At 59.1% G+C, this 25,399-nt stretch carries 20 protein-coding genes; 15 read left to right on the forward strand and 5 right to left on the reverse strand.

Annotated elements, in window-relative coordinates; genetic code table 11:
- Positions 1-80: 80 nt before the first annotated feature.
- Positions 81-641, reverse strand: a complete 561-nt coding sequence (locus IB254_RS11790) for a response regulator transcription factor (protein ID WP_008026845.1) — start codon at positions 639-641, stop codon at positions 81-83.
- Positions 634-1,896 carry an ATP-binding protein gene (locus IB254_RS11795; protein WP_192417391.1) on the reverse strand — a complete coding sequence of 421 codons (1,263 nt, stop codon included), beginning with the start codon at positions 1,894-1,896 and terminating at the stop codon, positions 634-636. The genes IB254_RS11790 and IB254_RS11795 overlap by 8 nt, the downstream gene beginning before the upstream one ends.
- Before the next feature lie 240 nt (positions 1,897-2,136).
- On the opposite strand from IB254_RS11795, the gene IB254_RS11800 reads away from it, so the two are divergent.
- The 10 genes from IB254_RS11800 to IB254_RS11845 all read left to right on the forward strand — a co-directional run bounded on the left by IB254_RS11800 (position 2,137) and on the right by IB254_RS11845 (position 16,500).
- Positions 2,137-2,853 (forward strand): SIMPL domain-containing protein, encoded by a 717-nt coding sequence (locus IB254_RS11800; protein ID WP_192417392.1) that lies wholly within the window; start codon positions 2,137-2,139, stop codon positions 2,851-2,853.
- Between the two features lie 986 nt (positions 2,854-3,839).
- Positions 3,840-5,441 (forward strand): ABC transporter substrate-binding protein, encoded by a 1,602-nt coding sequence (locus IB254_RS11805; RefSeq protein WP_192417393.1) that lies wholly within the window; start codon positions 3,840-3,842, stop codon positions 5,439-5,441.
- 258 nt (positions 5,442-5,699) lie between these two features.
- On the forward strand, positions 5,700-7,325 hold the full coding sequence (locus tag IB254_RS11810; protein WP_008036270.1) for an ABC transporter substrate-binding protein: 1,626 nt from the start codon (positions 5,700-5,702) through the stop codon (positions 7,323-7,325).
- Between the two features lie 308 nt (positions 7,326-7,633).
- Entirely contained in the window at positions 7,634-9,235 is a 1,602-nt protein-coding gene (locus tag IB254_RS11815) for an ABC transporter substrate-binding protein (RefSeq protein ID WP_192417394.1), read from the forward strand.
- Positions 9,236-9,415: 180 nt separating this feature from the next.
- Positions 9,416-10,849 carry an OprD family porin gene (locus tag IB254_RS11820; protein WP_192417395.1) on the forward strand — a complete coding sequence of 478 codons (1,434 nt, stop codon included), beginning with the start codon at positions 9,416-9,418 and terminating at the stop codon, positions 10,847-10,849.
- Between the two features lie 77 nt (positions 10,850-10,926).
- Positions 10,927-12,522 (forward strand): ABC transporter substrate-binding protein, encoded by a 1,596-nt coding sequence (locus IB254_RS11825; protein WP_192417396.1) that lies wholly within the window; start codon positions 10,927-10,929, stop codon positions 12,520-12,522.
- Between the two features lie 74 nt (positions 12,523-12,596).
- Positions 12,597-13,607, forward strand: coding sequence for an ABC transporter permease subunit (locus IB254_RS11830; protein ID WP_008024401.1), 1,011 nt, complete (start codon positions 12,597-12,599; stop codon positions 13,605-13,607).
- A gap of 10 nt (positions 13,608-13,617) precedes the next feature.
- Positions 13,618-14,541: an ABC transporter permease subunit gene (locus IB254_RS11835; RefSeq protein WP_192227718.1), complete on the forward strand. Its 924-nt coding sequence runs from the start codon at positions 13,618-13,620 to the stop codon at positions 14,539-14,541.
- Between the two features lie 10 nt (positions 14,542-14,551).
- Entirely contained in the window at positions 14,552-15,520 is a 969-nt protein-coding gene (locus IB254_RS11840; protein WP_192417397.1) for an ABC transporter ATP-binding protein, read from the forward strand.
- On the forward strand, positions 15,520-16,500 hold the full coding sequence (locus IB254_RS11845; RefSeq protein ID WP_008024408.1) for a peptide ABC transporter ATP-binding protein: 981 nt from the start codon (positions 15,520-15,522) through the stop codon (positions 16,498-16,500). The genes IB254_RS11840 and IB254_RS11845 overlap by 1 nt, the downstream gene beginning before the upstream one ends.
- A gap of 182 nt (positions 16,501-16,682) precedes the next feature.
- On the opposite strand, the gene IB254_RS11850 is transcribed toward IB254_RS11845, so the two are convergent.
- Both IB254_RS11850 and IB254_RS11855 read right to left on the reverse strand, forming a co-directional pair.
- A complete protein-coding gene (locus tag IB254_RS11850; protein ID WP_192417398.1) occupies positions 16,683-16,931 on the reverse strand; it encodes a hypothetical protein in 249 nt (82 codons plus the stop codon).
- 343 nt (positions 16,932-17,274) lie between these two features.
- Complete coding sequence (locus tag IB254_RS11855) at positions 17,275-18,858, reverse strand: peptide chain release factor 3 (RefSeq protein ID WP_008024413.1); 1,584 nt, start codon at positions 18,856-18,858, stop codon at positions 17,275-17,277.
- Positions 18,859-19,336: 478 nt separating this feature from the next.
- Between IB254_RS11855 and IB254_RS11860 the strand changes: the two genes are divergently transcribed.
- The 5 genes from IB254_RS11860 (at position 19,337) to IB254_RS11880 (ending at position 24,420) form a co-directional block, all read left to right on the forward strand.
- On the forward strand, positions 19,337-20,053 hold the full coding sequence (locus IB254_RS11860; protein ID WP_192417399.1) for an ABC transporter permease: 717 nt from the start codon (positions 19,337-19,339) through the stop codon (positions 20,051-20,053).
- Positions 20,054-20,073: 20 nt separating this feature from the next.
- On the forward strand, positions 20,074-20,967 hold the full coding sequence (locus IB254_RS11865; RefSeq protein WP_192417400.1) for a glycine betaine ABC transporter substrate-binding protein: 894 nt from the start codon (positions 20,074-20,076) through the stop codon (positions 20,965-20,967).
- Positions 20,968-20,979: 12 nt separating this feature from the next.
- Entirely contained in the window at positions 20,980-21,633 is a 654-nt protein-coding gene (locus IB254_RS11870) for an ABC transporter permease (protein WP_192417401.1), read from the forward strand.
- Entirely contained in the window at positions 21,630-22,787 is a 1,158-nt protein-coding gene (locus IB254_RS11875) for a betaine/proline/choline family ABC transporter ATP-binding protein (protein ID WP_192417402.1), read from the forward strand. The genes IB254_RS11870 and IB254_RS11875 overlap by 4 nt, the downstream gene beginning before the upstream one ends.
- A gap of 469 nt (positions 22,788-23,256) precedes the next feature.
- Positions 23,257-24,420, forward strand: coding sequence for a type III PLP-dependent enzyme (locus tag IB254_RS11880; protein WP_008024420.1), 1,164 nt, complete (start codon positions 23,257-23,259; stop codon positions 24,418-24,420).
- A gap of 50 nt (positions 24,421-24,470) precedes the next feature.
- On the opposite strand, the gene IB254_RS11885 is transcribed toward IB254_RS11880, so the two are convergent.
- Complete coding sequence (locus IB254_RS11885; RefSeq protein WP_192417403.1) at positions 24,471-25,370, reverse strand: hypothetical protein; 900 nt, start codon at positions 25,368-25,370, stop codon at positions 24,471-24,473.
- Between the last annotated feature and the right edge of the window lie 29 nt (positions 25,371-25,399).

Genomic DNA, 25,399 nt, shown 5'->3' on the forward strand with positions numbered 1-25,399 from the left:
GAAAAGAACACGCACGAACCGATCATAGATGATCGGCTCGGTTTGTCGCGAGGCGCGGCCGGCATTCGTTCAGCGCAGGTTCAGCGACGAACGGGACGCTTTTGCAGTTTGCGCTGCAGCGTACGGCGGTGCATGCCCAGGGCGCGGGCAGTGGCGGAGATGTTGCCTTCGTGTTCGGTCAACACGCGCTGGATGTGTTCCCACTGCAAGCGGTCCACCGACATCGGGTTTTCCGGCACCAGGGAGTCGAGGTCGGCGTGCTCGGAGAGCAGCGCAGCAAGGACATCATCGGCATCCGCCGGTTTGCACAGGTAGTTGCAGGCACCGCGCTTGATCGCTTCGACAGCGGTGGCAATGCTCGAGTAACCGGTGAGGATCACCACGCGCATCTCCGGGTCGAGTTCGAGCAGTTTTGGCAGCAACACCAGGCCGGAATCGCCGTCCATTTTCAGGTCCAGCGCGGCGTAATCCGGGATATCGGCCTGGGCGATGGTCAGGCCTTCTTCGGCGGAGCCGGCGGTGCTGACGCGAAAACCACGGCGAGCCATGGCGCGCGCCATCACGCGGGTGAACGTGGCGTCGTCATCTACCAGCAGCAAATGCGGCAGTTCTTCGCCTTCGACTTGGATCTCTTCACTCATGTTCGTCTCCTCGGGCGACACGGGGCAGGCGCAGCTCGGTGAGCGTACCGCCTTCCTCATGACTGTAGAGTTTCACTGAGCCGCCGGCGCGTGTCACGCTGGCCTTGCTCAAAAACAGGCCCAGGCCGAAACCTTTGCCCTTGGTGGTAAAAAACGGTTTGCCGATCTGTTCGGCAATGGCCAGCGGCACACCGGCGCCGTGGTCGCGAATGCTGATGGTCAAGTCCTCGGCATTCCAGTCCAGCGTCACTTGCAGCCCTTCGGGGCACGCATCAGCGGCGTTGTTCAACAAATTCAGCAGCGCCTGGGTCAAGTCTGGCGGCGGCGCCATGCGCGGCACGGTGCCTTGGCCCAGGCGCTGGAAGCGGTAACTGGCTTCCGGGCGCATCAGGTGCCAGCGGTTCAGCGCTTCGTCGAGCCAATCAGTGACGTCCTGCATCTCCACCGCCAAGCGGCGATTGGCCTCGGCGGCGCGCACCAGTTGCTGCAAGGTTTCTTTGCAGAGTTTGACCTGATCCTGCAGCACGCTGAGGTCGTCCTGCAACATCGGATCGTGATGGTCCTGACGCATTTCCTTGAGCAGCACGCTCATGGTCGCCAGCGGCGTGCCCAGTTCATGGGCGGCACCGGCGGCCTCGGTCGCGACGGCCAGCAATTGCTGATCACGCAAGCCTTCTTCGCGACGGATGGCCCGCAGCTCCTCCTGCCGGCGCAGCTCTTCGGCCATGCGCGCGGCGAAGAAGGTAATCACCGCAGCAGCCAGGGCGAAGCTCAGCCACATCCCGTAGACCTGCAGGTTTTCCCGGGCAATCGGGAAGGTTTGCAGCGGATAGAAACCCGCCAGCAACAAGGTGTACATCGCCAGGGCGATGCCCGACAGAATCACCGAATAACGCCATGGCAGCGTCACGGCGGCGATGGTCAGCGGCACCAGGTAATAAGAGACGAAGGGGTTGGTCGAGCCGCCGGAGAAATACAGCAAGGCGCTGTGGATAAACAGGTCGCAGGCCAGTTGCACGGCGTATTCGAGCTCGGTGACGGGCCATGAGGTGCGCAGCCGAATCGCCGTGAATGCGCACAGCAACATGGAGCAACCGAGGGTCGCGGCCAGTTGGAACCAAGGCAGCGGCAGTAAGTCGAGCCAGTAGGCCAGGCCCACGGAACCGGCCTGAGCGGCCAACACCAATGTGCGGATGAACGTCAGCCGCCAGAGATTCTGACGAGTTGCGGAAGTGATTTGAACGGGGGCGAGCATGAGCTCTCCTGATGAGCGCTCCAGGCGGATCGCACGGAGTATAACCAAGCACGGGGGCTGACAGGCAAAAGTGCGGCAAACGGCCACATGGCAGGAATATCAGCTGCGTCTATAAGGCCGCCTTCGCGGGCAACCATCTGTATAGAAGTTGTAACTGTGCGAACCGGATCATTGAAGCTAGAGTCTGATGGTTTCACGCAGGCTCGGACCTAACCCCTGCGCATCGTCCAAGGAGTTTTCATGCACACTTTCCGCCGCAGCGCCGCCCTACTCGCCCTCAGCGTTGGCACCGTCGCCAGCCTCCCGGCCCTGGCCGCCGACGAGCTGCATTACAACCAGATTTCCCTGCGCGCCGAAGTCAGTCAGGAAGTTGCCCGCGACCTGATGATCGTGACCCTCTACACCGAAGAACAAAACACCGACCCGGCCAAACTCGCGGCCGACGTCAGCACCACCATGAACAAAGCGCTGGCCCAGGCCAAGCAAGTCAAAGACATCACCCTGCGCCAGGGCAGCCGCAACAGCTACCCGATCTACGACACCAAGGGCCAGAAAATCACTGGCTGGCGCGAGCGCGCCGAACTGCGCCTGGAAAGCTCCGACTTCGCCGCCCTGTCGAAACTGACCGGCGAACTGCTCACCGACCTGAAAATGGGCGGCATGGACTTCGCCATCGCCACACCAACCCGCAAGGCCAGTGAAGACGCCCTGCTCAAAGACGCCGTGACCGCCTTCAAGGCCCGTGCACAACTGGCCACCGACGCGCTGGGCGGCAAGGGTTACAAAATCGTCAACCTGAACCTGAACAGCAACGGTTATCCACAACCGTACATGCGTGGGCCGATGATGATGAAAGCGGCCAGCATGGATGCCGCGCCGGTTACGCCGGAAGTTGAAGCCGGCACCAGCCAGGTCAGCATGACGGCGGACGGGTCGATTGAAGTGTTGATGCCTTGATTCGATAACCCGTACACAGAAACGGCGATCACCGGAGTGATCGCCGTTTTTTTATGGCCCGGGAAAATCGACGCCACCCGATCCTGTAGGAGCCGGCTTGCTGCGGGCGGCGTTCCGACGATGGCGGCCGTAGCAGCACCGTAAAATCCGGAATCTTTCGCCAGCAAGCCGGCTCCTACAAAGGGCGTATTACATCCGCAAAATCAGGTCGGCTGACAGGCCGCCATCGCCGGCAAGCCGGCTCCTACAAAAGTTCGGGTACATCCGCGAAAGCAAGTCGGCTGACAGGCCGCCATCGCCAGCAAGCCGGCTCCTACAAAGGGCGTGGTACATCCGCGAAATCAGATCGGCTGACAGGACGCTATCGCCGGCAAGCCGGCTCCTACAAAGGGCGTATTACATCCGCGAAATCGGGTCGGCTGACAGGCCGCCATCGCCGGCAAGCCGGCTCCTACAAAAGCAGGTCGGCGTACACCCGCTTCTCACCACTCATCAGGCCGAGCGTTAGCTCGCCTGCAGCTTTTGATTTTGATCTGCCCGCCCCTTCGGGAGGCCGAGTGGAGGTTCTGCGCAGTGGGCAGCCCGGCATGGATGCCGGGCTAGCCGCCCCCGGCCATGGATGGCCGATGGCGGCGGGCCCACGGAGCAGGACCGGAGCGAGGGAACGCCGAGCCTAAGCGAGGGGCCGGACGCTGGGGCGAAGCGTTTTGCTTACTTTTGGGCGTCTGCAAAAGTGAGTCGCCGTAAGGGCGAAACCGTAAGTGGCCGTTACCACAGGAATGGATATGTACACCCCAAAAAAATGGTCGGCTACCAGGCCGCCATCGCCAGCAAGCCGGCTCCTACATTTTGAATGTGCACACAACAGGCAACCAGCCTGAATATACCGAGATAGAGGGGTCCCCCTCACAAACGGATATTTCCGCCAACCCCGCCTCCAACGCTACCCTGAGGAAAACACAGCGACCCAATCCCCCGGGGACTCCATGGAAAGAACCACCGTCAAACCACTCCTGCTCGCCCTAGCCCTGATCACCACAGCCCCACTGGCCCAAGCCACCACCACCCTGGTCTACTGCTCCGAAGCCAGCCCCGCCGGCTTCGACCCCAGCCAATACACCAGCGGCACCGACTTCGACGCCTCCGCCGAAACCGTCTTCAACCGCCTCACCCAATTCAAACGCGGCGGCACCGAAGTCGAACCCGGGCTGGCGACAAACTGGGACGTGTCAAAAGACGGCCTCACCTACACCTTCCACCTGCGCGACGGCGTGAAATTCCACACCACCGACTATTTCACCCCGACCCGCGACTTCAACGCCGACGACGTGCTGTTCACCTTCCAGCGCCTGCTCGACCCGGAAAATGCGTTCCGCAAGGCCTATCCCGCCGAGTCCCCGTACTTCACCGATATGGACCTGAACAAAACGATCAAGAGCGTCGACAAAATCGACGAGCACACCGTGCGCTTCAGCCTGAACAACATCGACGCCGCCTTCATCCAGAACCTGGCGATGAGTTTCGCTTCGGTGCAATCCGCCGAGTACGGCGCGCAATTGTTAAAGGAAGGCAAGGCAGCCGACATCAACCAGAAACCCGTCGGCACCGGCCCGTTCGTGTTCAAGCGCTATCAAAAGGACTCGCAGATCCGCTACGTCGCCAACAAGGCGTACTGGAAACCCGAGGATGTGAAAATCGACAACCTGGTGTTCTCGATCACCCCGGACGCCGCTGTGCGCTTGCAGAAACTCAAGACCGGCGAGTGCCAGGTCAGCGGTTACCCGCGCCCGGCCGACATCGAGGTGATGGAGAAAGACCCGAACCTGCGCGTGCTCAAGCAGGCCGGGTTCAACCTCGGCTTCCTGGCCTACAACGTGACACACCCGCCACTGGACCAGCTCAAGGTGCGTCAGGCCCTGGACATGGCGATCGACAAACCGGCGATCATCAAGGCTGTCTACCAGAGTGCCGGGCAACTGGCGCAAAACGCCTTGCCACCGGCGCAATGGTCTTACGACCCGAGCATCAAGGACGCTTCCTACGACCCGACAAAAGCCCGGGCGCTACTGAAAGAAGCAGGGGTTGCACCCGGTACCACCATTAATTTGTGGGCCATGACCGTGCAGCGTGCCTCCAACCCCAATGCGCGGATGTCGGCACAGATGATCCAGCAGGATTGGGAGAAGGTCGGCATCAAGGCCAACATCGTCAGCTATGAATGGGGCGAGTACATCAAGCGCGCGAAGAACGGCGAACACGACGCGATGATCTACGGCTGGACCGGCGACAACGGCGACCCGGACAACTGGCTCGGCGTGCTCTACAGCTGCGCGGCCGTGAAGGGCAGCAACTACGCCAAGTGGTGCGACCCGGCCTACGACAAACTCGTCCAGCAAGCCAAGGTGTCCACGGACAAACAGCAGCGGGTGAAACTGTATCAACAGGCCCAACAAATCCTTAAGCAACAGGTGCCTATCACACCTATCGCCAACTCGACGGTGTTCCAGCCGCTGCGCAAGGAAGTCACCGACTTCAAGATCAGCCCGTTCGGCCTCACACCCTTCTATGGTGTGGGTATAAATAAGTAACACCGCGCGCCAACCGGGTGCGCCCAGCGCCCCGGTTGCCCTCCGTCAGTGCGTGGTTTGCACCGAAAAAACTACACGCAAACGGTCAAATGCGCGTCAATTTATACATATGCGACATTAAGGTACGTTCGTGCCACTGTTTAAGGCTTGTGGCCATTCAACATCTTGCATTGGGTATGGCCCCTGCATAAGTATCCGCAGGCACGACTCACGAGGTCGTCCTCAAATTCAAAAATGACAACAAATCATGAGGCCACCATGCTTAAACACGCGGTCATTCCGTTTTTAGTCGGCGCCAGCTTGTTAGCTGCCGCACCTTTCGCCCAAGCGGCGACTAACCTGGTGTTCTGCTCCGAAGGGAGCCCGGCCGGTTTTGATCCTGGTCAGTACACCACCGGAACCGACTTCGACGCCTCTGCCGAAACCATGTTCAACCGTCTGACTCAGTTCGAGCGCGGCGGCACCGCCGTTATTCCTGGTCTGGCGACCAAGTGGGACATCTCCGATGATGGCCTGACTTACACCTTCCACCTGCGTGAAGGCGTCAAGTTCCACACTACCCCGTACTTCAAGCCGACTCGCGAGTTCAACGCCGACGACGTGCTGTTCACCTTTAATCGCATGATTAACAAGGATGATCCGTTCCGTAAGGCGTACCCGACCGAATTCCCGTACTTCACCGACATGGGGATGGACACCAACATCACCAAGATCGATAAAGTCGACGACCACACCGTCAAGTTCACCCTCAAAGAAGTAGATGCCGCGTTCATCCAGAACATGGCCATGAGCTTCGCCTCGGTGCAGTCCGCCGAGTACGCAGCCCAGCTGCTCAAGGAAGGCAAAGCCGCCGACATCAACCAGAAGCCGGTCGGCACTGGTCCGTTCGTGTTCAAGAGCTACCAGAAAGACTCCAACATCCGCTACACCGGGAACAAGGACTACTGGAAGCCTGACGACGTCAAGATCGATAACCTGATCTTCGCCATCACCACCGACCCGTCGGTGCGTATCCAGAAGCTGAAAAAGGGCGAGTGCCAGATCACTCTGTTCCCGCGTCCGGCCGACCTGAAGGCGCTGAAAGAAGACAAAACCCTGAAGGTGCCTGACCAGGCTGGTTTCAACCTGGGTTACATCGCCTACAACGTGATGGACAAGATCAAGGGTGACGACAAGCCGAACCCGATGGCCCAACTGAAAGTGCGTCAGGCACTGGACATGGCCGTCAACAAACAACAGATCATCGACTCGGTTTACCAGGGTGCAGGTCAAAAGGCCGTCAACGCCATGCCGCCGACCCAGTGGTCTTACGACACCACCATCGTGGATGCTCCGTACAACCCTGAGAAAGCCAAGGAGCTGCTCAAGGAAGCCGGTGTGAAGGAAGGCACCGAAATCGTTCTATGGGCAATGCCGGTGCAGCGTCCGTACAACCCGAACGCCAAGCTGATGGCAGAAATGCTGCAGTCCGACTGGGCGAAGATCGGTATCAAGGCCAAAATCCAGAGCTACGAGTGGGGCGAGTACATCAAGCGCTCCAAAGGTGGCGAAAACGGCGCGATGCTGATTGGCTGGAGCGGCGACAACGGTGACCCGGACAACTGGCTGAACGTGCTGTTCGGCTGCGACTCGCTGCAAGGCAACAACTTCTCCAAGTGGTGCGACAAGAAGTTCGACGGCATCGTCAAAGAAGCCAAGCGCACGACCGACCAGGGCAAGCGCACCGAACTGTACAAGCAGGCGCAACACGTCCTCAAAGACGCTGTTCCGATGACACCTATCGCTCACTCGACGGTGTTCCAACCCATGCGCAACGAAGTGCAGGATTTCAAGATCAGCCCATTCGGCTTGAACTCCTTCTACGGCGTTAGCGTCAGCAAATAAGATTTGGCAACGGCGACGTTTTTGACGTCGCCGTTGCTTTTTCTACCGAGAAAGCAGGAAACAACCTACATCCTATTCCGCTGAGCATTACAGCTGCGGCGTCGGACGCGTTGCCCTTTCCTACGAGTCTTTAGGACTCTACGCATTTACTGCCAGACTCGCGGCTCTTACCGTCGGGTTCTGACCAGTGCACGCGTGGGTTCTCGGTTTTTGCTGCACATCATGGCTTGAGATCAGTGACGCCTCCACGTCCCCGGACGGGACAGCGGCGCATTGAAAACACTTAGCGAAAGAGAAAAGGGAGCGTCATGCGCCATACCTTGGTTTTATCCGCATTGCTGGGCACCGGCCTGCTGGCCGCCACTTCCATCAGCCAGGCCGCCAACAACAGCCTGGTGTTCTGCTCCGAAGGCAGCCCGGCTGGCTTCGACACCGCGCAGTACACGACCGCGACCGATAACGACGCCGCCGAGCCGTTGTACAACCGATTGGCAGAATTCGAAAAAGGCGCCACCAACGTCGTACCAGGCCTGGCAAAGAGCTGGGATATTTCCGAAGACGGCCTCAAGTACACCTTTCACTTGCGCGAAGGGGTGAAATTTCATACGACCAAGTACTTCACACCGAGCCGTGATTTCAACGCCGATGACGTGCTGTTCACCTTCAATCGCATGCTCGATCCGCAGCAACCTTTCCGTAAGGCTTATCCAACCGAGTTCCCGTATTTCAACGGGATGAGCCTGAACAAGAACATCGCCAAGGTCGAAAAGACCGGGCCGCTGACCGTGGTCATGACGCTCAACAGCGTGGACGCCGCGTTCATCCAGAACATCGCCATGAGCTTCGCTGCCATCCTGTCCGCCGAATACGCCGACAAGCTGCTGGCCGAAGGCAAGCCGAGCGACATCAACCAGAAGCCGATCGGCACCGGGCCGTTCGTGTTCAAGAGCTACCAGAAAGACTCCAACATCCGTTACAGCGGCAACAAGCAGTACTGGGACCCGAGCCGGGTCAAGCTCGACAACCTGATTTTCGCCATCAACACCGACGCGTCGGTACGGGTGCAGAAACTCAAGGCCAACGAGTGCCAGATCACCCTGCACCCACGCCCTGCCGATGTCGAAGCGCTGAAGAACGACGCGAATCTCAAGCTCATCGAAAAGCCTGGCTTCAACCTTGGTTACATCGCCTACAACGTGCGCCACAAGCCATTCGACCAGCTCGAAGTGCGCCAGGCGCTGGACATGGCGGTGAACAAACAAAGCATTCTCAACGCCGTTTACCAAGGCGCCGGTCAACTGGCGCAAAACGCCATGCCGCCGACCCAATGGTCCTACGACGAGACCATTAAAGACGCCGCCTACAACCCGGACAAAGCCAAGGAATTGCTCAAGGCTGCCGGCGTGAAAGAAGGCACCGAAATTACCCTGTGGGCGATGCCGGTTCAGCGTCCCTACAACCCCAACGCCAAGTTGATGGCCGAGATGCTCCAGGCTGACTGGGCGAAGATCGGTCTCAAAGTGAAGATCGTCAGCTACGAATGGGGCGAGTACATCAAGCGCACCAAGAATGGCGAGCACGACATCAGCCTGATTGGCTGGACCGGTGACAATGGGGACCCGGACAACTGGCTGGGCACGCTTTACAGCTGCGACGCCATTGGCGGCAACAACTACTCCCAATGGTGTGATCCGGCTTACGACAAGCTGATCAAGCAGGCCAAGGTCGTCACCGACCGTGACCAGCGCACCGTGCTTTACAAACAGGCTCAGCAGTTGCTCAAGCAGCAAGTGCCGATCACGCCTGTCGCCCACTCGACGGTCAACCAGCCGTTAAGCGCCAAAGTCGAAGGATTCAAGGTAAGTCCTTTCGGCCGCAACGTGTTCTCGGGCGTCAGTATCGACAAATAACCGATTAGCCAAAAAAACGCTGGGGGCGGATTCCGCCCTCACGCAAGCGTATTGCCGTTATTTGCCGATCAGGCCGACAGCAAACGTTTGCGAAGCCTTGTATGAGTTCCAAAACCAATAGCCGGATCACCAAAAAAGACCGGCATTAAAAAAAAAGAAAGAAAGAAAGGAGCTTCACCCATGAAACTGAGCAGCACCGCGTTATTGGCCCTGGCCATCAGCAGCGTTACCGCCACGGCCTACGCTGAGTCCCAGAGCCAGGCTTTCACACCGGTCACCGTCAAGGAAAAGAGCGCCCAAAGCGAAGCCACCGGCTTTGTCGAAGGGCAATCGGTCACCGGTTCCACGCGTAACTGGTATGCGAATGAGCAACTGAAGCGCGGCGCCAAGTTCCAGTACAACAAAAGTGGCGTGTTGACCGACACAGACCGCCGTATCAACTGGGTCCAGGGCACCATCATCAAGTACAACTCGGGCTTTACCGAAGGCACTGTCGGTTTCAGCACTGAGGTCGCGGCCTACAATGCCATCGCCTTGAATCGTGATCGCGAAGACCTGGCCTCTCGCTTCGGTGGTGCACCGGGTGATCGTGCAAAGGCGGGGTATAACCGTACGCTGACCGAAGAAGGTGGCGATGCCGTAGACCAGTGGAGCAAACTGGGCCTGGCCAACGTCAAGGCCCGTTTCTCCAACACCACGCTGACGGCCGGTCGCCAGAACTTCAGCAGCCCGCAAGTGGATGTCATCGGTAACCGCCCACTGCCTTCGAGCTTCGAAGGCGTGACGCTGCACAGCGAAGAGCTGGAAAACCTGACCTTCGACCTCGGCACCTTCGACCGCAACTCCCCGCGTACCGAACAAAGCCAGCGTAAATTCCGCACCGAATACGCCAACGGTATCGTTGAATCCGATCACATCTACACCGGCGGTATCACCTACACGCCGTTCGCCAGCCTGACCACCAGCCTCTGGGCAACCCAGGCCGAAGACATCTGGAACCAGTACTACGTCGGCGCGTCCCACGTACTGGGCGACAGCTCGGTGCTGAGCCTGACCACCGGCCTGAACTACTACAAAACCCAGGACGAAGGTAAAGCCCTGATCGGCGACATCGACAACGACACCTATTCCCTGTCGTTCGGCCTGACTCACCAGGCTCACTCCCTGACCTTCTCCTACCAGGAAGTGAACGGTAACGAGTACTTCGACTACCTGCACGAAACCAACGGCATCTACCTGGCCAACTCCCTGCTGTCGGACTTCAACGGCCCGAACGAGAAATCCTTCCAGATCGCCTACGGCCTGAACATGGCTGAATACGGCGTGCCAGGCCTGAAGTTCAACATCTACCAGGCCCGCGGCTGGGGCATTGATGGCACTCACTACAACGGCAACGGCGGTGTTGTAGACAAAGGCTACGACGGCATCCAGGCCCAGGATGGCGAACACCACTATGAATACGGTATCGGTGCGTCGTACGCCGTACAAAGCGGCCCGCTCAAAGCCACCGCTATTCGTGCGACTTACACCACGCATCGCGCCAGCGAAAACCAGGCTGACGGCAACATCAACGAGTTCCGTCTCGTGACCACCATCCCGTTCAACGTTCTGTAATGCACCCGCCGAACGGCTGATTCAGTGACGAATCTACCGTTCGGCTTTTGTCCTTAACTGATTGCAGAGGGCTCTTGATGAAAATGCTTCCCCTACGTGCGGCCATCGCTGCCGCGTTGCTGAGTGTTGCCGTTGGCGTCTCGGCCAAACCCTTGGTGGTTTGCACCGAAGCCAGTCCGGAAGGCTTCGACATGGTTCAATACACGACTGCAGTCACAGCCGATGCGGTGGCCGAAACCATCTTCAACCGCCTGGCGGACTTCAAGCCCGGTACCACCGAAGTGATTCCGGCACTGGCCGAGTCCTGGGACATCAGCGAAGACGGCCTGACCTACACGTTCCACCTGCGCAAAGGCGTCAAGTTTCACACCACCGAATACTTCAAACCGACCCGCGACATGAACGCCGACGACGTGGTCTGGAGCTTCCAGCGGCAGCTGGACCCGAATCACCCGTGGCACAAACTGTCGAGCGTGGGCTTCCCGTACTTTGAAAGCATGGGCTTCAAGGAACTGCTGAAAAGCGTCGAGAAAGTTGACGACAACACGGTCAAATTCACCCTGACCCGTCGCGAAGCGCCGTTCCTGGCCGACATCGCCATGGCGTTCTCCTCGATTTACCCTGCCGAGTACGCCGACCAGCTGCTCAAGACGAACAAGACCGGCGAACTCAATAACAAACCGGTCGGCACCGGCCCGTTCGTTTTCCAGCGTTACGCCAAGGACGCTCAGGTTCGCTTCAAGGCCAACCCGGACTACTTCCGTGGCAAGCCGCCGGCTGACTCGTTGATCCTGGCCATCGCCACTGACAACAACGTGCGTCTGCAAAAGCTCAAGGCCAACGAGTGCCAGGTCGCGCTGTACCCGAAGCCGGATGACATCCCGAGCATCAAGAAAGACGCCAAACTGAGCGTCGATGAACTGAACGCGATGACCGTTTCGTACATCGCCATGAACACCACGCACAAGTACATGAGCGACGTGCGTGTGCGCAAAGCCATCGACATTGCCTTCGACAAAGAGGCTTATGTCAACGCGCTGTTTGGTAAAGGCAATGCGACAGTGGCGGTCAACCCGTTCCCGGACACGCTGCTGGGCTACAACCACAGCCTGAAAAACCCGGCCCGTGACCTGGACAAGGCCCGCGCCCTGCTCAAGGAAGCCGGCGTACCGGAAGGCACCACGTTCACCCTGTTCACCCGCAACGGTGGCGGCCCGACCAACCCGAACCCGATGCTCGGCGCGCAGATGATGCAGGCTGACCTGGCCAAGGTCGGGATCAAGATCGACATTCGCGTGATGGAATGGGGCGAAATGCTCAAACGCGCGAAAAACGGCGAACACGACATGGTTTCCGCCGGATGGGCGGGCGATAACGGCGACCCGGATAACTTCCTGACGCCTATGCTCAGTTGCGAAGCCGCGAAGAACGGCGAAAACTACGCACGTTGGTGCAATGACAAGTTCCAGGCGCTGATCGACCAGGCTCGCGAAAAAACCGATCCGGCCGAGCGGGCAGCGCTGTACGAGCAGGCCCAGGTTATTTTTAACCAGGACCAGCCATGGATCAGCATGGCGCACACTAGAATGTTCACCGCAATGCGCAACAACGTAGAGGGTTATCACATTAGCCCCCTCACCACTAATAACTTCGCCACCACCCAGGTGAAGTAGATAAGAAAACTCCCGGTGTCCCTGACTCCAGGGACACCAGGCACGCCTAACCGGCTGATGAGGTACACCAGAAGATGTTTAGTTTTATTGCCCGCCGATTGGGGTTATTGATCCCCACGTTCTTCGGCATCACCTTGCTGACTTTCGCGTTGATTCGCATGATTCCAGGCGACCCCGTGGAAGTAATGATGGGCGAACGACGAGTCGACCCCGAAATGCATGCTCAGGCAATGGAACGCCTAGGTCTGAACAAACCGCTGTATGCCCAATACCTGGATTACATCGGCAAACTGGCTCACGGCGATCTCGGCGAATCCCTGCGTACCCGTGAAAGCGTGTGGAGCGAGTTCAGCTCTCTATTCCCCGCGACCCTGGAACTGTCCATGGCCGCCCTGTTGTTCGCCGGCATCCTGGGCCTTCTGGCCGGGGTGATCGCGGCACTCAAGCGAGGATCCCTGTTCGACCATGGGGTGATGGGCATCTCCCTGGCGGGATATTCGATGCCGATCTTCTGGTGGGGCCTGATCCTGATCATGTTCTTCTCGGTGTCCCTGGGCTGGACCCCGGTGTCCGGGCGGATCGACCTGCTCTATGACATCGAGCCGCGCACCGGCTTCATGCTCATCGACACGCTGCTGGCCGATGACGTCGGTGCGTTCCTCGATGCCCTGCATCACCTGATCCTGCCGGCCATCGTGCTCGGCACTATCCCGCTGGCGGTGATTGCGCGGATGACCCGTTCTTCGATGCTCGAAGTGCTGCGCGAAGACTACATCCGGACCGCCAAGGCCAAAGGCCTGTCGCCGTCGCGCGTAGTGTTCGTGCACGGCCTGCGCAACGCACTGATTCCGGTACTGACCGTGGTCGGCCTGCAAGTCGGCACATTGCTGGCCGGTGCGGTCCTGACCGAAACCATTTTCTCGTGGCCCGGCATCGGCAAATGGCTGATCGAAGCCATTGGCGCACGGGATTATCCCGTGGTGCAAAACGGCATCCTGTTAATCGCCTGCCTGGTGATTCTGGTGAACTTCATCGTGGACATCCTCTACGGCTTCGCCAACCCACGCATCCGTCACCAGCGCTGAGATCATGACCATGACCACTCCAGCTTCAACTGCAAATCAAGCGGTAACAGTCGATCAAAGCCTGCTGTACCCGTCCCCGTACAAAGAGTTCTGGCAAGCGTTCTCCAAGAACAAAGGCGCCGTCGCCGGCCTGATGTTCATGTTGCTGGTGATCTTCTGCGCGATCTTCGCGCCGTGGGTCTCGCCACATAACCCGAGCGAGCAATACCGTGACTTCCTGCTGACCCCGCCGTCCTGGCTGGAAGGTGGGCAAATCCAGTTCCTGCTCGGCACCGATGAACTGGGCCGCGACCTGCTGTCGCGTCTGATCAACGGTTCGCGCCTGTCCCTGCTGATCGGCTTGTCGTCGGTGGTGATGTCGCTGATCCCGGGCATCCTGCTCGGTCTGTTCGCCGGCTTCTTCCCGCGCATCCTTGGCCCGACCATCATGCGTCTGATGGACATCATGCTGGCCCTGCCCTCGCTGCTGCTGGCCGTGGCGATTGTCGCCATCCTCGGCCCTGGCCTGATCAACACCATCATTGCCATCGCCGTGGTTTCGTTGCCGTCCTATGTTCGTCTGACCCGTGCTGCGGTGATGGGCGAGCTGAACCGCGACTACGTGACCGCCGCGCGCCTGGCCGGTGCCGGTCTGCCGCGCCTGATGTTCGTCACCGTGCTGCCCAACTGCATGGCGCCGCTGATCGTTCAGGCCACTCTGAGTTTCTCCTCGGCGATTCTCGATGCCGCAGCCCTTGGCTTCCTCGGCCTTGGCGTACAACCGCCAACCCCTGAGTGGGGCACCATGCTGGCTTCGGCTCGCGACTACATCGAACGCGCCTGGTGGGTAGTAAGCCTGCCTGGTTTGACCATTTTGCTCAGCGTGCTGGCAATCAACTTGATGGGCGACGGCCTGCGCGATGCGCTGGACCCGAAACTCAAGAACGCCGCCTGAGGAGATTCAAATGTCACTGTTAGAAATCAAGAATCTCAACGTTCGCTTCGGCGACAAGAACGCCGTTCCGGTGGTCGACGGGCTCGACATTTCCGTGGACAAGGGCGAAGTGCTGGCCATCGTTGGCGAGTCGGGTTCGGGTAAGTCCGTGACCATGATGGCGCTGATGGGCCTGATCGAACATCCGGGGATCGTCACCGCCGACGCCCTGAATTTCGACGGCAAGAACATGCTCAAGCTCAGCAACCGTCAACGTCGACAAATCGTCGGCAAAGACCTGGCCATGGTCTTCCAGGACCCGATGACCGCGCTGAACCCGAGCTACACCGTCGGTTTCCAGATCGAAGAAGTGCTGCGCCTGCACCTGAAAATGTCCGGCAAGCAAGCGCGCAAACGCGCCATCGAACTGTTGGAAAAAGTGGAAATCCCGGGCGCCGCCAGCCGTATGGACGCCTACCCGCATCAACTGTCGGGCGGTATGAGCCAGCGTGTTGCGATCGCCATGGCGATTGCCGGCGAGCCGAAACTGCTGATCGCCGACGAGCCGACCACCGCACTGGACGTGACGATTCAGGCGCAGATCATGGACCTGCTGCTGGCGTTGCAGAAAGAGCAGAACATGGGCCTGGTACTGATCACTCACGACCTCGCGGTCGTGGCCGAAACCGCCCAGCGTGTGTGCGTGATGTACGCCGGCCAGGCCGTAGAAGTCGGTCATGTGCCACAACTGTTCGACATTCCGGCGCACCCGTACAGCGAAGCGCTGCTCAAGGCGATTCCGGAACACAGCCTCGGCGCCTCACGCCTGTCGACATTGCCGGGCATCGTTCCCGGTCGTTACGACCGTCCGCAAGGCTGCCTGCTGTCGCCGCGCTGCCCGTATGTGCAGGACACCTGCCGTGCGCAGCGTCCGGCCCTTGACCCGAAAAGCAACAGCCTCGCCCGCTGCTTCTACCCGCTGAACCAGGAGGTGGCGTAATGGCCGTCGTACTTACCGCCCGCGACCTCACCCGTCACTACGAAGTGTCCCGCGGCCTGTTCAAGGGCCATGCGACCGTACGCGCCCTGAACGGTGTGTCGTTCGAACTGGAAGCCGGCAAGACCCTCGCTGTCGTGGGCGAATCCGGTTGCGGCAAATCCACCCTGGCCCGCGCCCTGACGCTGATCGAAGAGCCGTCTTCCGGCTCCTTGAAAATCGCCGGGCAGGAAGTCGCCGGGGCTGACAAGGCTCAACGCAAACAACTGCGCAAAGACGTGCAGATGGTGTTCCAGAGCCCGTACGCCTCGTTGAACCCTCGGCAGAAAGTCGGTGATCAACTCGCCGAGCCGCTGCTGATCAACACCAGCCTCAGCGCAGCCGAGCGTCGCGAGAAAGTGCAGGCGATGATGAAGCAGGTGGGTTTGCGCCCTGAGCATTACCAGCGCTATCCGCACATGTTCTCCGGCGGTCAGCGCCAGCGGATCGCCCTCGCTCGCGCCATGATGCTGCAGCCTAAAGTGCTGGTGGCGGACGAACCGACCTCGGCGCTGGACGTGTCGATCCAGGCGCAGGTGTTGAACCTGTTCATGGACCTGCAGCAAGAGTTCAACACCGCCTACGTGTTCATCTCGCACAACCTGGCCGTGGTTCAACACGTTGCCGATGACGTGATGGTGATGTACCTCGGTCGCCCGGTGGAAATGGGCCCGAAGAACGACATCTACGAGCGTCCGCTGCACCCGTACACCCAGGCGTTGCTGTCGGCCACACCGACCATTCACCCGGACCCGAACAAGCCGAAGATCAAGATCGTCGGCGAGTTGCCCAACCCGTTGAACCCGCCGTCGGGCTGCGCTTTCCACAAGCGTTGCCCGTACGCGACCGACCGTTGCAAAACCGAAGAGCCAGCCCTGCGCCCTCTCGATAACCGCCAGGTGGCTTGCCACTACGCCGAGCAATTCCTCGACGGCGCGGCGTAACAGTGGGCTGAAAAACCTGTAGGAGGGAGCCTGCCCGCGATGGAGTGTCAGCCAACACGGCTGTTACTGATACTCCATCGCGAGCAGGCTCGCTCCTACAAGGGATAGGTGTTCTGTTCAAAAACCTCTTCTGGTTCGATTGCGCGTCAATCGGGTCGAAGGGGTTTTATTTTGCCTCTTGGTTACGTCCCTTCTTCCTCATCACTGTCAGGCTCGTCAGTGGTCGAGTCATCATCACCCTCGCTGCCACCCTGCCCCTGATCACCGGGCTCTGATTCGGACTTGGCGATCATCATGCCAGTGTGCGTCAACTGCCCGCTCGACGCCTGCTCATCATGATCCGGGCATTCAGCCCACGCTGCCGCCGACATGCCGACCGACAGCATTACCAAAACCTTCAGCAACAACACAATGCGTTGAAAAATGTTCATGGCTGATTCCATCCTTCGCGGGTAATGCGTGGGAGCCTGACGGCCCTCATTGAAATTTAGTTCCGATTGGCCGCGTTCACCTGAATAGGACCCTAATGAAGGACCGGAAATGCCGTGGGTGGGGAGATTGGTTTGAAATAACCGCTATCTCGAATCGTAATCACTCACTGTAGGAGCCAGCTTGCTGGCGATGGTCGTTAACGATAACGCGCGCTGTCAGGATTAACGCGGCGTTCTCTGGTCCATCGCCAGCAAGCTGGTTCCTACAGGGGGGGATTTGTGTCGGGCATTAAAAAACCCCGGTGCTTTCGCAACCGGGGCTTTTGGTTTTGCAGCTCAGCGCTTAGTGGTGCTCACGCGTCGCACGGAATTTCACGTCCGGCCAGCGCTCTTCCATCAACGCCAGGTTGACGCGGGTCGGCGCCAGGTAGGTCAGGTGACCACCGCCGTCGACCGCGAGGTTTTCCACGGCCTTGACCCGGAACTCCTCGAACTTCTTCTTATCGTCGCAATCGATCCAGCGCGCGGAGTACACGGTGATCGGCTCGTAGGAGCACTCAACCTTGTATTCCTCTTTCAAGCGGCTGGCGACCACGTCGAACTGCAGCACACCGACGGCGCCGAGGATGATGTCGTTGCTGCGCTCAGGGAAGAACACCTGGGTCGCGCCTTCTTCCGCCAACTGCTGCAAGCCTTGGCGCAGTTGCTTGGATTTCAGCGGATCACGCAGACGCACGCGACGGAACAGTTCCGGGGCGAAGTGCGGGATACCGGTGAAGCCCAGGACTTCGCCTTCGGTGAAGGTGTCGCCGATCTGGATGGTGCCGTGGTTGTGCAGGCCGATGATGTCGCCGGCAAACGCTTCTTCCAGTTGCTCACGCTCGGAGGAGAAGAACGTCAGGGCATCGCCGATCCGCACGTCCTTGCCAGTGCGCACGTGGCGCATCTTCATGCCTTTTTCGTACTTGCCGGAGCAAATGCGCATGAAGGCGATACGGTCGCGGTGTTTCGGGTCCATGTTCGCCTGGATCTTGAACACGAAGCCGCTGAATTTCTCTTCGACCGGCTCCACGGTGCGCTCGTTGGCGACACGGGCCAGCGGTTTCGGTGCCCAGTTGACCACGGCGTCGAGCACGTGATCGACACCGAAGTTGCCCAGTGCGGTACCGAAGAACACCGGGGTCAGTTGGCCGTCGAGGAATTCCTGCTGGTTGAATTCGTGGCAGGCGCCCTGAACCAGTTCCAGTTGATCAACGAAGCGATCGTACTCGTCGCCCAAGTGCGCGCGGGCTTCATCGGAGTCGAGCTTTTCGATGATTTTCACATCGGTGCGCTCGTGGCCGTGACCGGCGGTGTACACGATGATGTAGTCGTCGGCGAGGTGATAAACGCCTTTGAAATCGCGGTAGCAACCGATCGGCCAGGTGATCGGCGCGGCCTTGATCTTCAGGACCGCTTCGATTTCGTCGAGCAGTTCGATCGGGTCGCGGATGTCACGGTCGAGTTTGTTGATGAAGCTGACAATCGGCGTGTCACGCAGACGGCAGACGTCCATCAACGCGATGGTCCGTGGCTCTACACCCTTACCGCCGTCGAGGACCATCAATGCCGAGTCCACCGCCGTCAGGGTGCGGTAGGTATCTTCGGAGAAGTCTTCGTGGCCCGGGGTATCGAGCAGGTTGATCATGTGATCGCGATACGGGAACTGCATGACCGACGTGGTAATCGAGATACCCCGCTGCTTTTCCATTTCCATCCAGTCGGAGGTGGCATGGCGGTCGGACTTGCGAGACTTCACCGTGCCGGCAACCGCAATCGCCTTGCCCATCAGCAAGAGCTTCTCGGTGATGGTGGTTTTACCGGCATCGGGGTGGGAAATAATGGCGAAAGTGCGGCGTTTCGCGACTTCGGCGGCCTGTTTGGTCATGGGAAATCGCCTGGCGGTGATTCAAAAAAGGGCGGCGAGTATAGCGCAAACCGACCGCCACGGACCACCGCCCGCCCGGAGAGGAGCAGCAAAAATGCAACCTGTAGGAGCCGGCTTGCTGGCGATGGCCACACCTCGGTCTGTCAGATACACCGAGGTGATTCCATCGCCGGCAAGCCGGCTCCTACAGGGTTGCGTTATGGCATCGAGCGGGGGCGTGTTCGGTCATCAAGGGTGGCTATCTGCTGCTAATTATGGAACCTTTTAAAAGGTGGAGGCGTCCACTCCCCTGTTACGGCACTCGTCCCAGGGGCTGAAAAATCAGCAAGTTAGCCTGACGAGGCTGCGCTTATGGCTCGATTCATGTCCCTCCGCGGGCATAGAACGCGCTGCTTCTCGCGAACGCTTACTTCGGCAGCCAGGACTGGCATTGCCACACGAAGCTGCGTTCGCCGACAAAGAAAAAAGGAGTCCGCCTGTGGCTATTCGCTATGGCAAAGGGCTGACAGGAGGTGCGGTTGTCGTCGCCCTTCTGGCCCTGCTGGTCCACTGGATTGGCATCAACACGATCGAACAGTACCGCGACGATTTGTTGTTTTACCTGCAAGCTCATCTGATTCTCGTCCTCGTCTCCATGCTGGCCGCCCTTGTTGTGGGCATACCCGCCGGTATCTTCCTCAGCCGTCCGACCATGGTGGGACGCGCCGAACGCTTCATGCAGATCTTCAACATCGGCAACACCGTGCCGCCACTTGCCGTACTGGCCATTGCCCTGGGGATTCTGGGCATCGGCAGCGGCCCCGCGATCTTCGCCCTGTTCCTCGCCTCGCTGTTGCCGATCGTGCGCAACACCTATGAAGGCCTGAAAAATGTCCAGGGTTCCCTCAAGGAAGCGGCCGTCGGCATCGGCATGACGCCGACTCAAGTGCTGTGGCGAGTCGAATTGCCGAACGCCGTGCCGATCATCATCGGCGGTGTGCGCGTAGCGCTGGCGATCAACGTCGGTACCGCACCGCTGGCGTTCCTGATTGGCGCCAACAGTCTGGGCAGCCTGATTTTCCCCGGCATCGCCCTGAACAATCAGCCGCAACTGCTGCTGGGCGCGGCCTGCACCGCCCTGCTGGCCTTGCTGCTCGACGGCCTGGTGACACTCGCCAGCCGCCTCTGGCTCGAACGCGGCTTGCGCCCGTCTTAAGCCTCGGCAAAGGAATAATCATGAAGACATCAAGCTTTTTACTAGGCTGCGTTCTGCTGTTCTCGGGAATCGCCCAAGCCGCTGAAAAACCGGTGATCCGCATCGGCGCCCGGGTGTTCACCGAACAAACCCTGCTCGCGGAAATCACCTCCCAGTACCTGCGCACCAAGGGTTACGACACCCAGGTGACTGGCGGTCTGGGCAGCAACCTAGCTCGCAGCGCCCACGAAAGTGGCCAACTGGACCTGATGTGGGAATACACCGGCGTGTCGCTGGTGGCCTACAACCATGTCACTGAAAAACTCGACAGCGCCCAGTCCTACGCCAAGGTGAAAGAACTCGACGCGAAAAAAGGCCTGGTCTGGCTGACCCCGTCGAAGTTCAGCAACACCTACGCCCTGGCCCTGCCGGAAAAAACCGCGAAGGCCTACCCGCAGATCAACACCATCAGCGAGCTGAACACGGTGATGCAGGCTGAGGCGAAGACCAGTCACCTGGTCGCGCTGGACACCGAGTTCGCCAACCGCTCCGACGGTCTGGACGGCATGGTCGACCTCTACAGCATGAACCTGACGCGCAAAAACATCCGCCAGATGGATGCAGGCCTGGTCTACACCGCCCTGCGCAATGGCCAGGTGTTTGCCGGTCTGGTCTACACCACCGACGGTCGCTTGAACGCCTTCAAGTTGAAACTGCTTGAAGACGACAAGCATTACTTCCCGGACTACACCGCCGCGCCGGTGGTGCGTCAGGTTTACCTCGATGCCCATCCGAAACTGGCGGACGAGATCAAGCCGCTGGCCGAACTGTTCGATGACGAAACCATGCGCCAGCTCAACGCGCGGGTCGATGTCGATCACGAAAGCCCTTCATCCGTTGCCGCCGATTTCCTGCGCCAACACCCCATCAACTAAGGAGGAAAAGTCATGGAATTTCTCAACGCCTTTTCCCATCTTGACTGGCCGCAGGTGCTGCATCTGACCTGGCAGCACATAACGTTGGTCGGCATTGCGGTGACCCTGGCGATTCTGGTCGGCGTGCCGCTGGGCATTCTGATGACGCGTTTCCCGACGCTCGCCGGCCCCTTGCAAGCCAGCGCCACGGTGCTGCTGACCGTACCGTCAATTGCACTGTTCGGTCTGCTGCTGCCGTTCTACTCCAAATTCGGCCAGGGCCTGGGGCCGATGCCGGCGATTACGGCAGTGTTTCTGTACTCGTTGCTGCCGATCATGCGTAACACCTACCTCGCCCTGACCAACGTCGAACCGGGCATTCGCGAAGCCGCACGCGGCATCGGCATGACCTTCGGCCAGCGCCTGCGCATGGTCGAACTGCCCATCGCCGTGCCGGTGATTCTGGCCGGCGTACGCACCGCGGTGGTCATGAACATCGGTGTCATGACCATCGCCGCGACCATTGGCGCCGGTGGCCTCGGTGTCCTCATTCTCGCTTCCATCAGCCGCAGCGACATGTCGATGCTGATCGTCGGCGCCGTGTTGGTCAGTCTCCTGGCCATCTTCGCCGACCTGCTTCTGCAATGGCTGCAACGCACGCTGACTCCAAAAGGACTGCTCAAATGATCGAACTTCAAAACCTCAGCAAGACCTTCCAAAGCAACGGCAAAGACGTGAAAGCCGTGGACTCGGTCAGCCTGACCGTCAATGAAGGCGAAATCTGTGTGTTCCTCGGGCCATCGGGCTGCGGCAAAAGCACCACGCTGAAGATGATCAACCGCCTGATCAAGCCAACCTCGGGCAAGATCCTGATCAACGGTGAAGACACCACCGGTCTCGACGAAGTGACCCTGCGTCGCAACATCGGTTACGTGATCCAGCAGATCGGCCTGTTCCCGAACATGACCATCGAGGAAAACATCACCATCGTTCCGCGCCTGCTGGGCTGGGACAAACAGAAGTGCCACGACCGCGCCCGCGAGTTGATGAGCATGATCAAACTTGAGCCCAAGCAGTATTTGAATCGTTATCCGCGAGAATTGTCCGGTGGTCAGCAGCAACGGATCGGCGTGATTCGCGCACTGGCGGCGGATGCACCGTTGCTGTTGATGGATGAACCGTTCGGCGCGGTCGACCCGATCAACCGCGAGATGATCCAGAACGAGTTCTTCGAGATGCAACGGGCGCTGAACAAGACCGTGATCATGGTCAGCCACGACATCGACGAAGCGATCAAGCTCGGCGACAAGATTGCGATCTTCCGCGCCGGCAAGCTGTTGCAGATCGATCACCCCGACACGTTGCTGGCGCACCCGGCGGACGACTTTGTCAGCAACTTCGTCGGCCAGGACAGCACGCTCAAGCGTCTGTTGCTGGTGAAGGCCGAAGACGCGGCGGACAACGCGCCGTCGGTGAGCCCGGAAACGCCAGTGGCCGAGGCCCTGGAGTTGATGGATGAACATGACCGGCGTTATGTCGTGGTCACGGACGGTGAGAACAAGGCGCTCGGCTATGTACGACGTCGCGACCTGCACCGTCAGACCGGGGCTTGCGCGCAGTACCTGCGTGAGTTCAATGCCACGGCAGCGTACGACGAGCATTTGCGCATCCTGTTGTCGCGGATGTACGAGTTCAATCGTTCGTGGTTGCCGGTGATGGATGCCGAACGGGTGTTCCTTGGGGAAGTGACGCAGGAATCGATTGCCGAGTACTTGAGCTCTGGCAAGTCCCGTGGGGGCAAGACCAGCATCGTTTCGCCCGCAGAGACGGCGCTGGCCTGACCGACGCCATCGCTAGCAGGCTAGCTCCCACATTGGATCCGTGGTGTGCATGCAATCTGTGCAACAACACAAATCCCCTGTGGGAGCTAGCCTGCTAGCGATTGAGGCAACACAAATCCCGCCTGCCCCCCCTCAAATCTACCTCCAACGGGAACATCACACTGTCATGCAGGTCGGTTACATCAGTAGCTGTCCAGGACCGCACGACGGAAGCGTGCAAAAACGCGACATTTTTTGTTGATCTCAAGCCCCTCACGCCCTAAAGTTCGCGCCGAACGTCCATGCTGGAAACGATCCATCCGGCTCAAGTACTGACGACGAGACAGCAAGGCCAAGGGAAAGCACCGCTTCCCATGGCCTTTTTGCTTTCGGCGACATGCCTTGGGAAGTAGGCGAACCAAAGTGGGGATACGGAGGACGTTCATTTGCACCCATTGATTAATCTAGTTTGCCAGTAGGAGTTCCCAGCATGTCGATCAACGTCGAAGACTATTTCGCGCGCGATACCTTTCAGAAAATGAAGGCTTTCGCCGACAAACAAGAAACCCCGTTCGTGGTTATCGACACCGCGATGATCAGCCAGGCCTATGACGACCTGCGCGCCGGTTTCGAATTCGCCAAGGTCTACTACGCCGTCAAGGCCAACCCGGCCGTCGAAATCATCGACCTGCTCAAAGAGAAAGGCTCGAACTTCGACATCGCCTCGATCTACGAGCTCGATAAAGTGATGAACCAGGGTGTCGGCCCGGATCGCATCAGCTACGGCAACACCATCAAGAAATCCAAGGACATCCGCTACTTCTACGAGAAGGGCGTACGTCTGTATGCCACCGACTCCGAAGCCGACCTGCGCAACATCGCCAAGGCTGCACCGGGTTCGAAAGTCTACGTGCGCATCCTCACCGAAGGTTCGACCACTGCCGATTGGCCTCTGTCGCGCAAATTCGGCTGCCAGACCGACATGGCCATGGACCTGCTGATCCTCGCTCGCGACCTGGGCCTGGTGCCTTACGGCATCTCGTTCCACGTCGGTTCGCAACAGCGCGACATCAGCGTCTGGGACGCAGCGATCGCCAAGGTCAAAGTGATCTTCGAGCGCCTGAAAGAAGAAGACGGCATCCACCTGAAGCTGATCAACATGGGCGGCGGCTTCCCGGCCAACTACATCACCCGCACCAACAGCCTGGAAACCTACGCTGAAGAAATCATCCGTTTCCTCAAGGAAGACTTCGGTGACGATCTGCCGGAAATCATCCTGGAGCCGGGCCGTTCGTTGATCGCCAACGCCGGCATCCTGGTCAGTGAAGTGGTGTTGGTTGCACGCAAATCCCGCACCGCCGTCGAGCGCTGGGTGTACACGGATGTGGGCAAGTTCTCCGGCCTGATCGAAACCATGGACGAAGCCATCAAGTTCCCGATCTGGACCGAAAAGAAAGGCGAAGTGGAAGAAGTGGTTATCGCCGGCCCGACCTGCGACAGCGCCGACATCATGTACGAAAACTACAAGTACGGTTTGCCGCTGAACCTGGCGATCGGTGATCGTTTGTACTGGCTGTCGACCGGCGCGTACACCACCAGCTACAGCGCCGTCGAGTTCAATGGCTTCCCGCCGCTGAAATCGTTCTACGTGTAATACCGCTTGCAGTAACAACAGAAGGTCCATGACATGTCATGGACCTTTTTTTATGCCCGGGACCAGTACCGCATTTGTTCAGCCATCGACTTGACCTCTTCCAGCACATGCTCGACCTGCGCCAGAGCGCAGTTCAATTGCGAGAGTTTAATAGTCGGCCTGACGTTACGTAATTCAAGCTCTGCTACCGTCAGAAAGTGCTGCATTGCATAGAGGAAGTCGCTCAGATTGTGAATCGCCGAGCAGGCATCTGTCTTGATCGCGAACAGTTCACGCAGATGCTCGTTCGCCCGGGCCTGACGCGCCTGCACAGAAAGGCCTGGACCGGCAGCGCCACTCAGCCCGGGCAGACCTGATCCGCCATCCACGTACCAGGCTTCAAGTCGGGAATAGCGCGAGTGACACTCACAGGATTTCAAGGTCAATGAGCGGAAAAACCGCTCGAACACGTTCTGGATATCATTGTGCAATTCCTGCGGCACAGCCTTGAAGTCCAACAGTGCAGACCTGGTACGACCCAGGCGCAGAGAAAGCTCGAAAGCCAGGTCAGCGACATCCTTGGGAGGAAACCAGATCCACCACTGCGATCGGGACAGGCTGAATAATTTGTAGTTCACGGAGCTGATACTGAAAGAGCGGCCTTGCTTGTGCGACAGTTTGGCCAGTATTCGGCACTCCACGGCAAACACCTCGATGTGGTGCAAGTTCTCATCACACACCTTACCCAGCGCCGAAATATCAGCCTCAAGCCGTTCCAGATAACCGGTGCTGAATGAAGCCAGCACTTTAAGACGCTCGGCATCAGGCCCTGTCGTCGGCACATGCCCCTGACGCTGCAAGTTGTCCGAATGGCCTTTCAGTTGATCCAGCGTGGCGGGAAGTGCGCGGAGGAAATCGAAGTATTTTTTCAACGCAACGAAATGCGTCTTCGCAAGCAAAAATTCATACATGGCAAATAACCTGATGACACTGACGAAGG

It is taken from the genome of Pseudomonas sp. PDM03 (genome assembly GCF_014852385.1).
Lineage (GTDB): Bacteria > Pseudomonadota > Gammaproteobacteria > Pseudomonadales > Pseudomonadaceae > Aquipseudomonas > Aquipseudomonas migulae.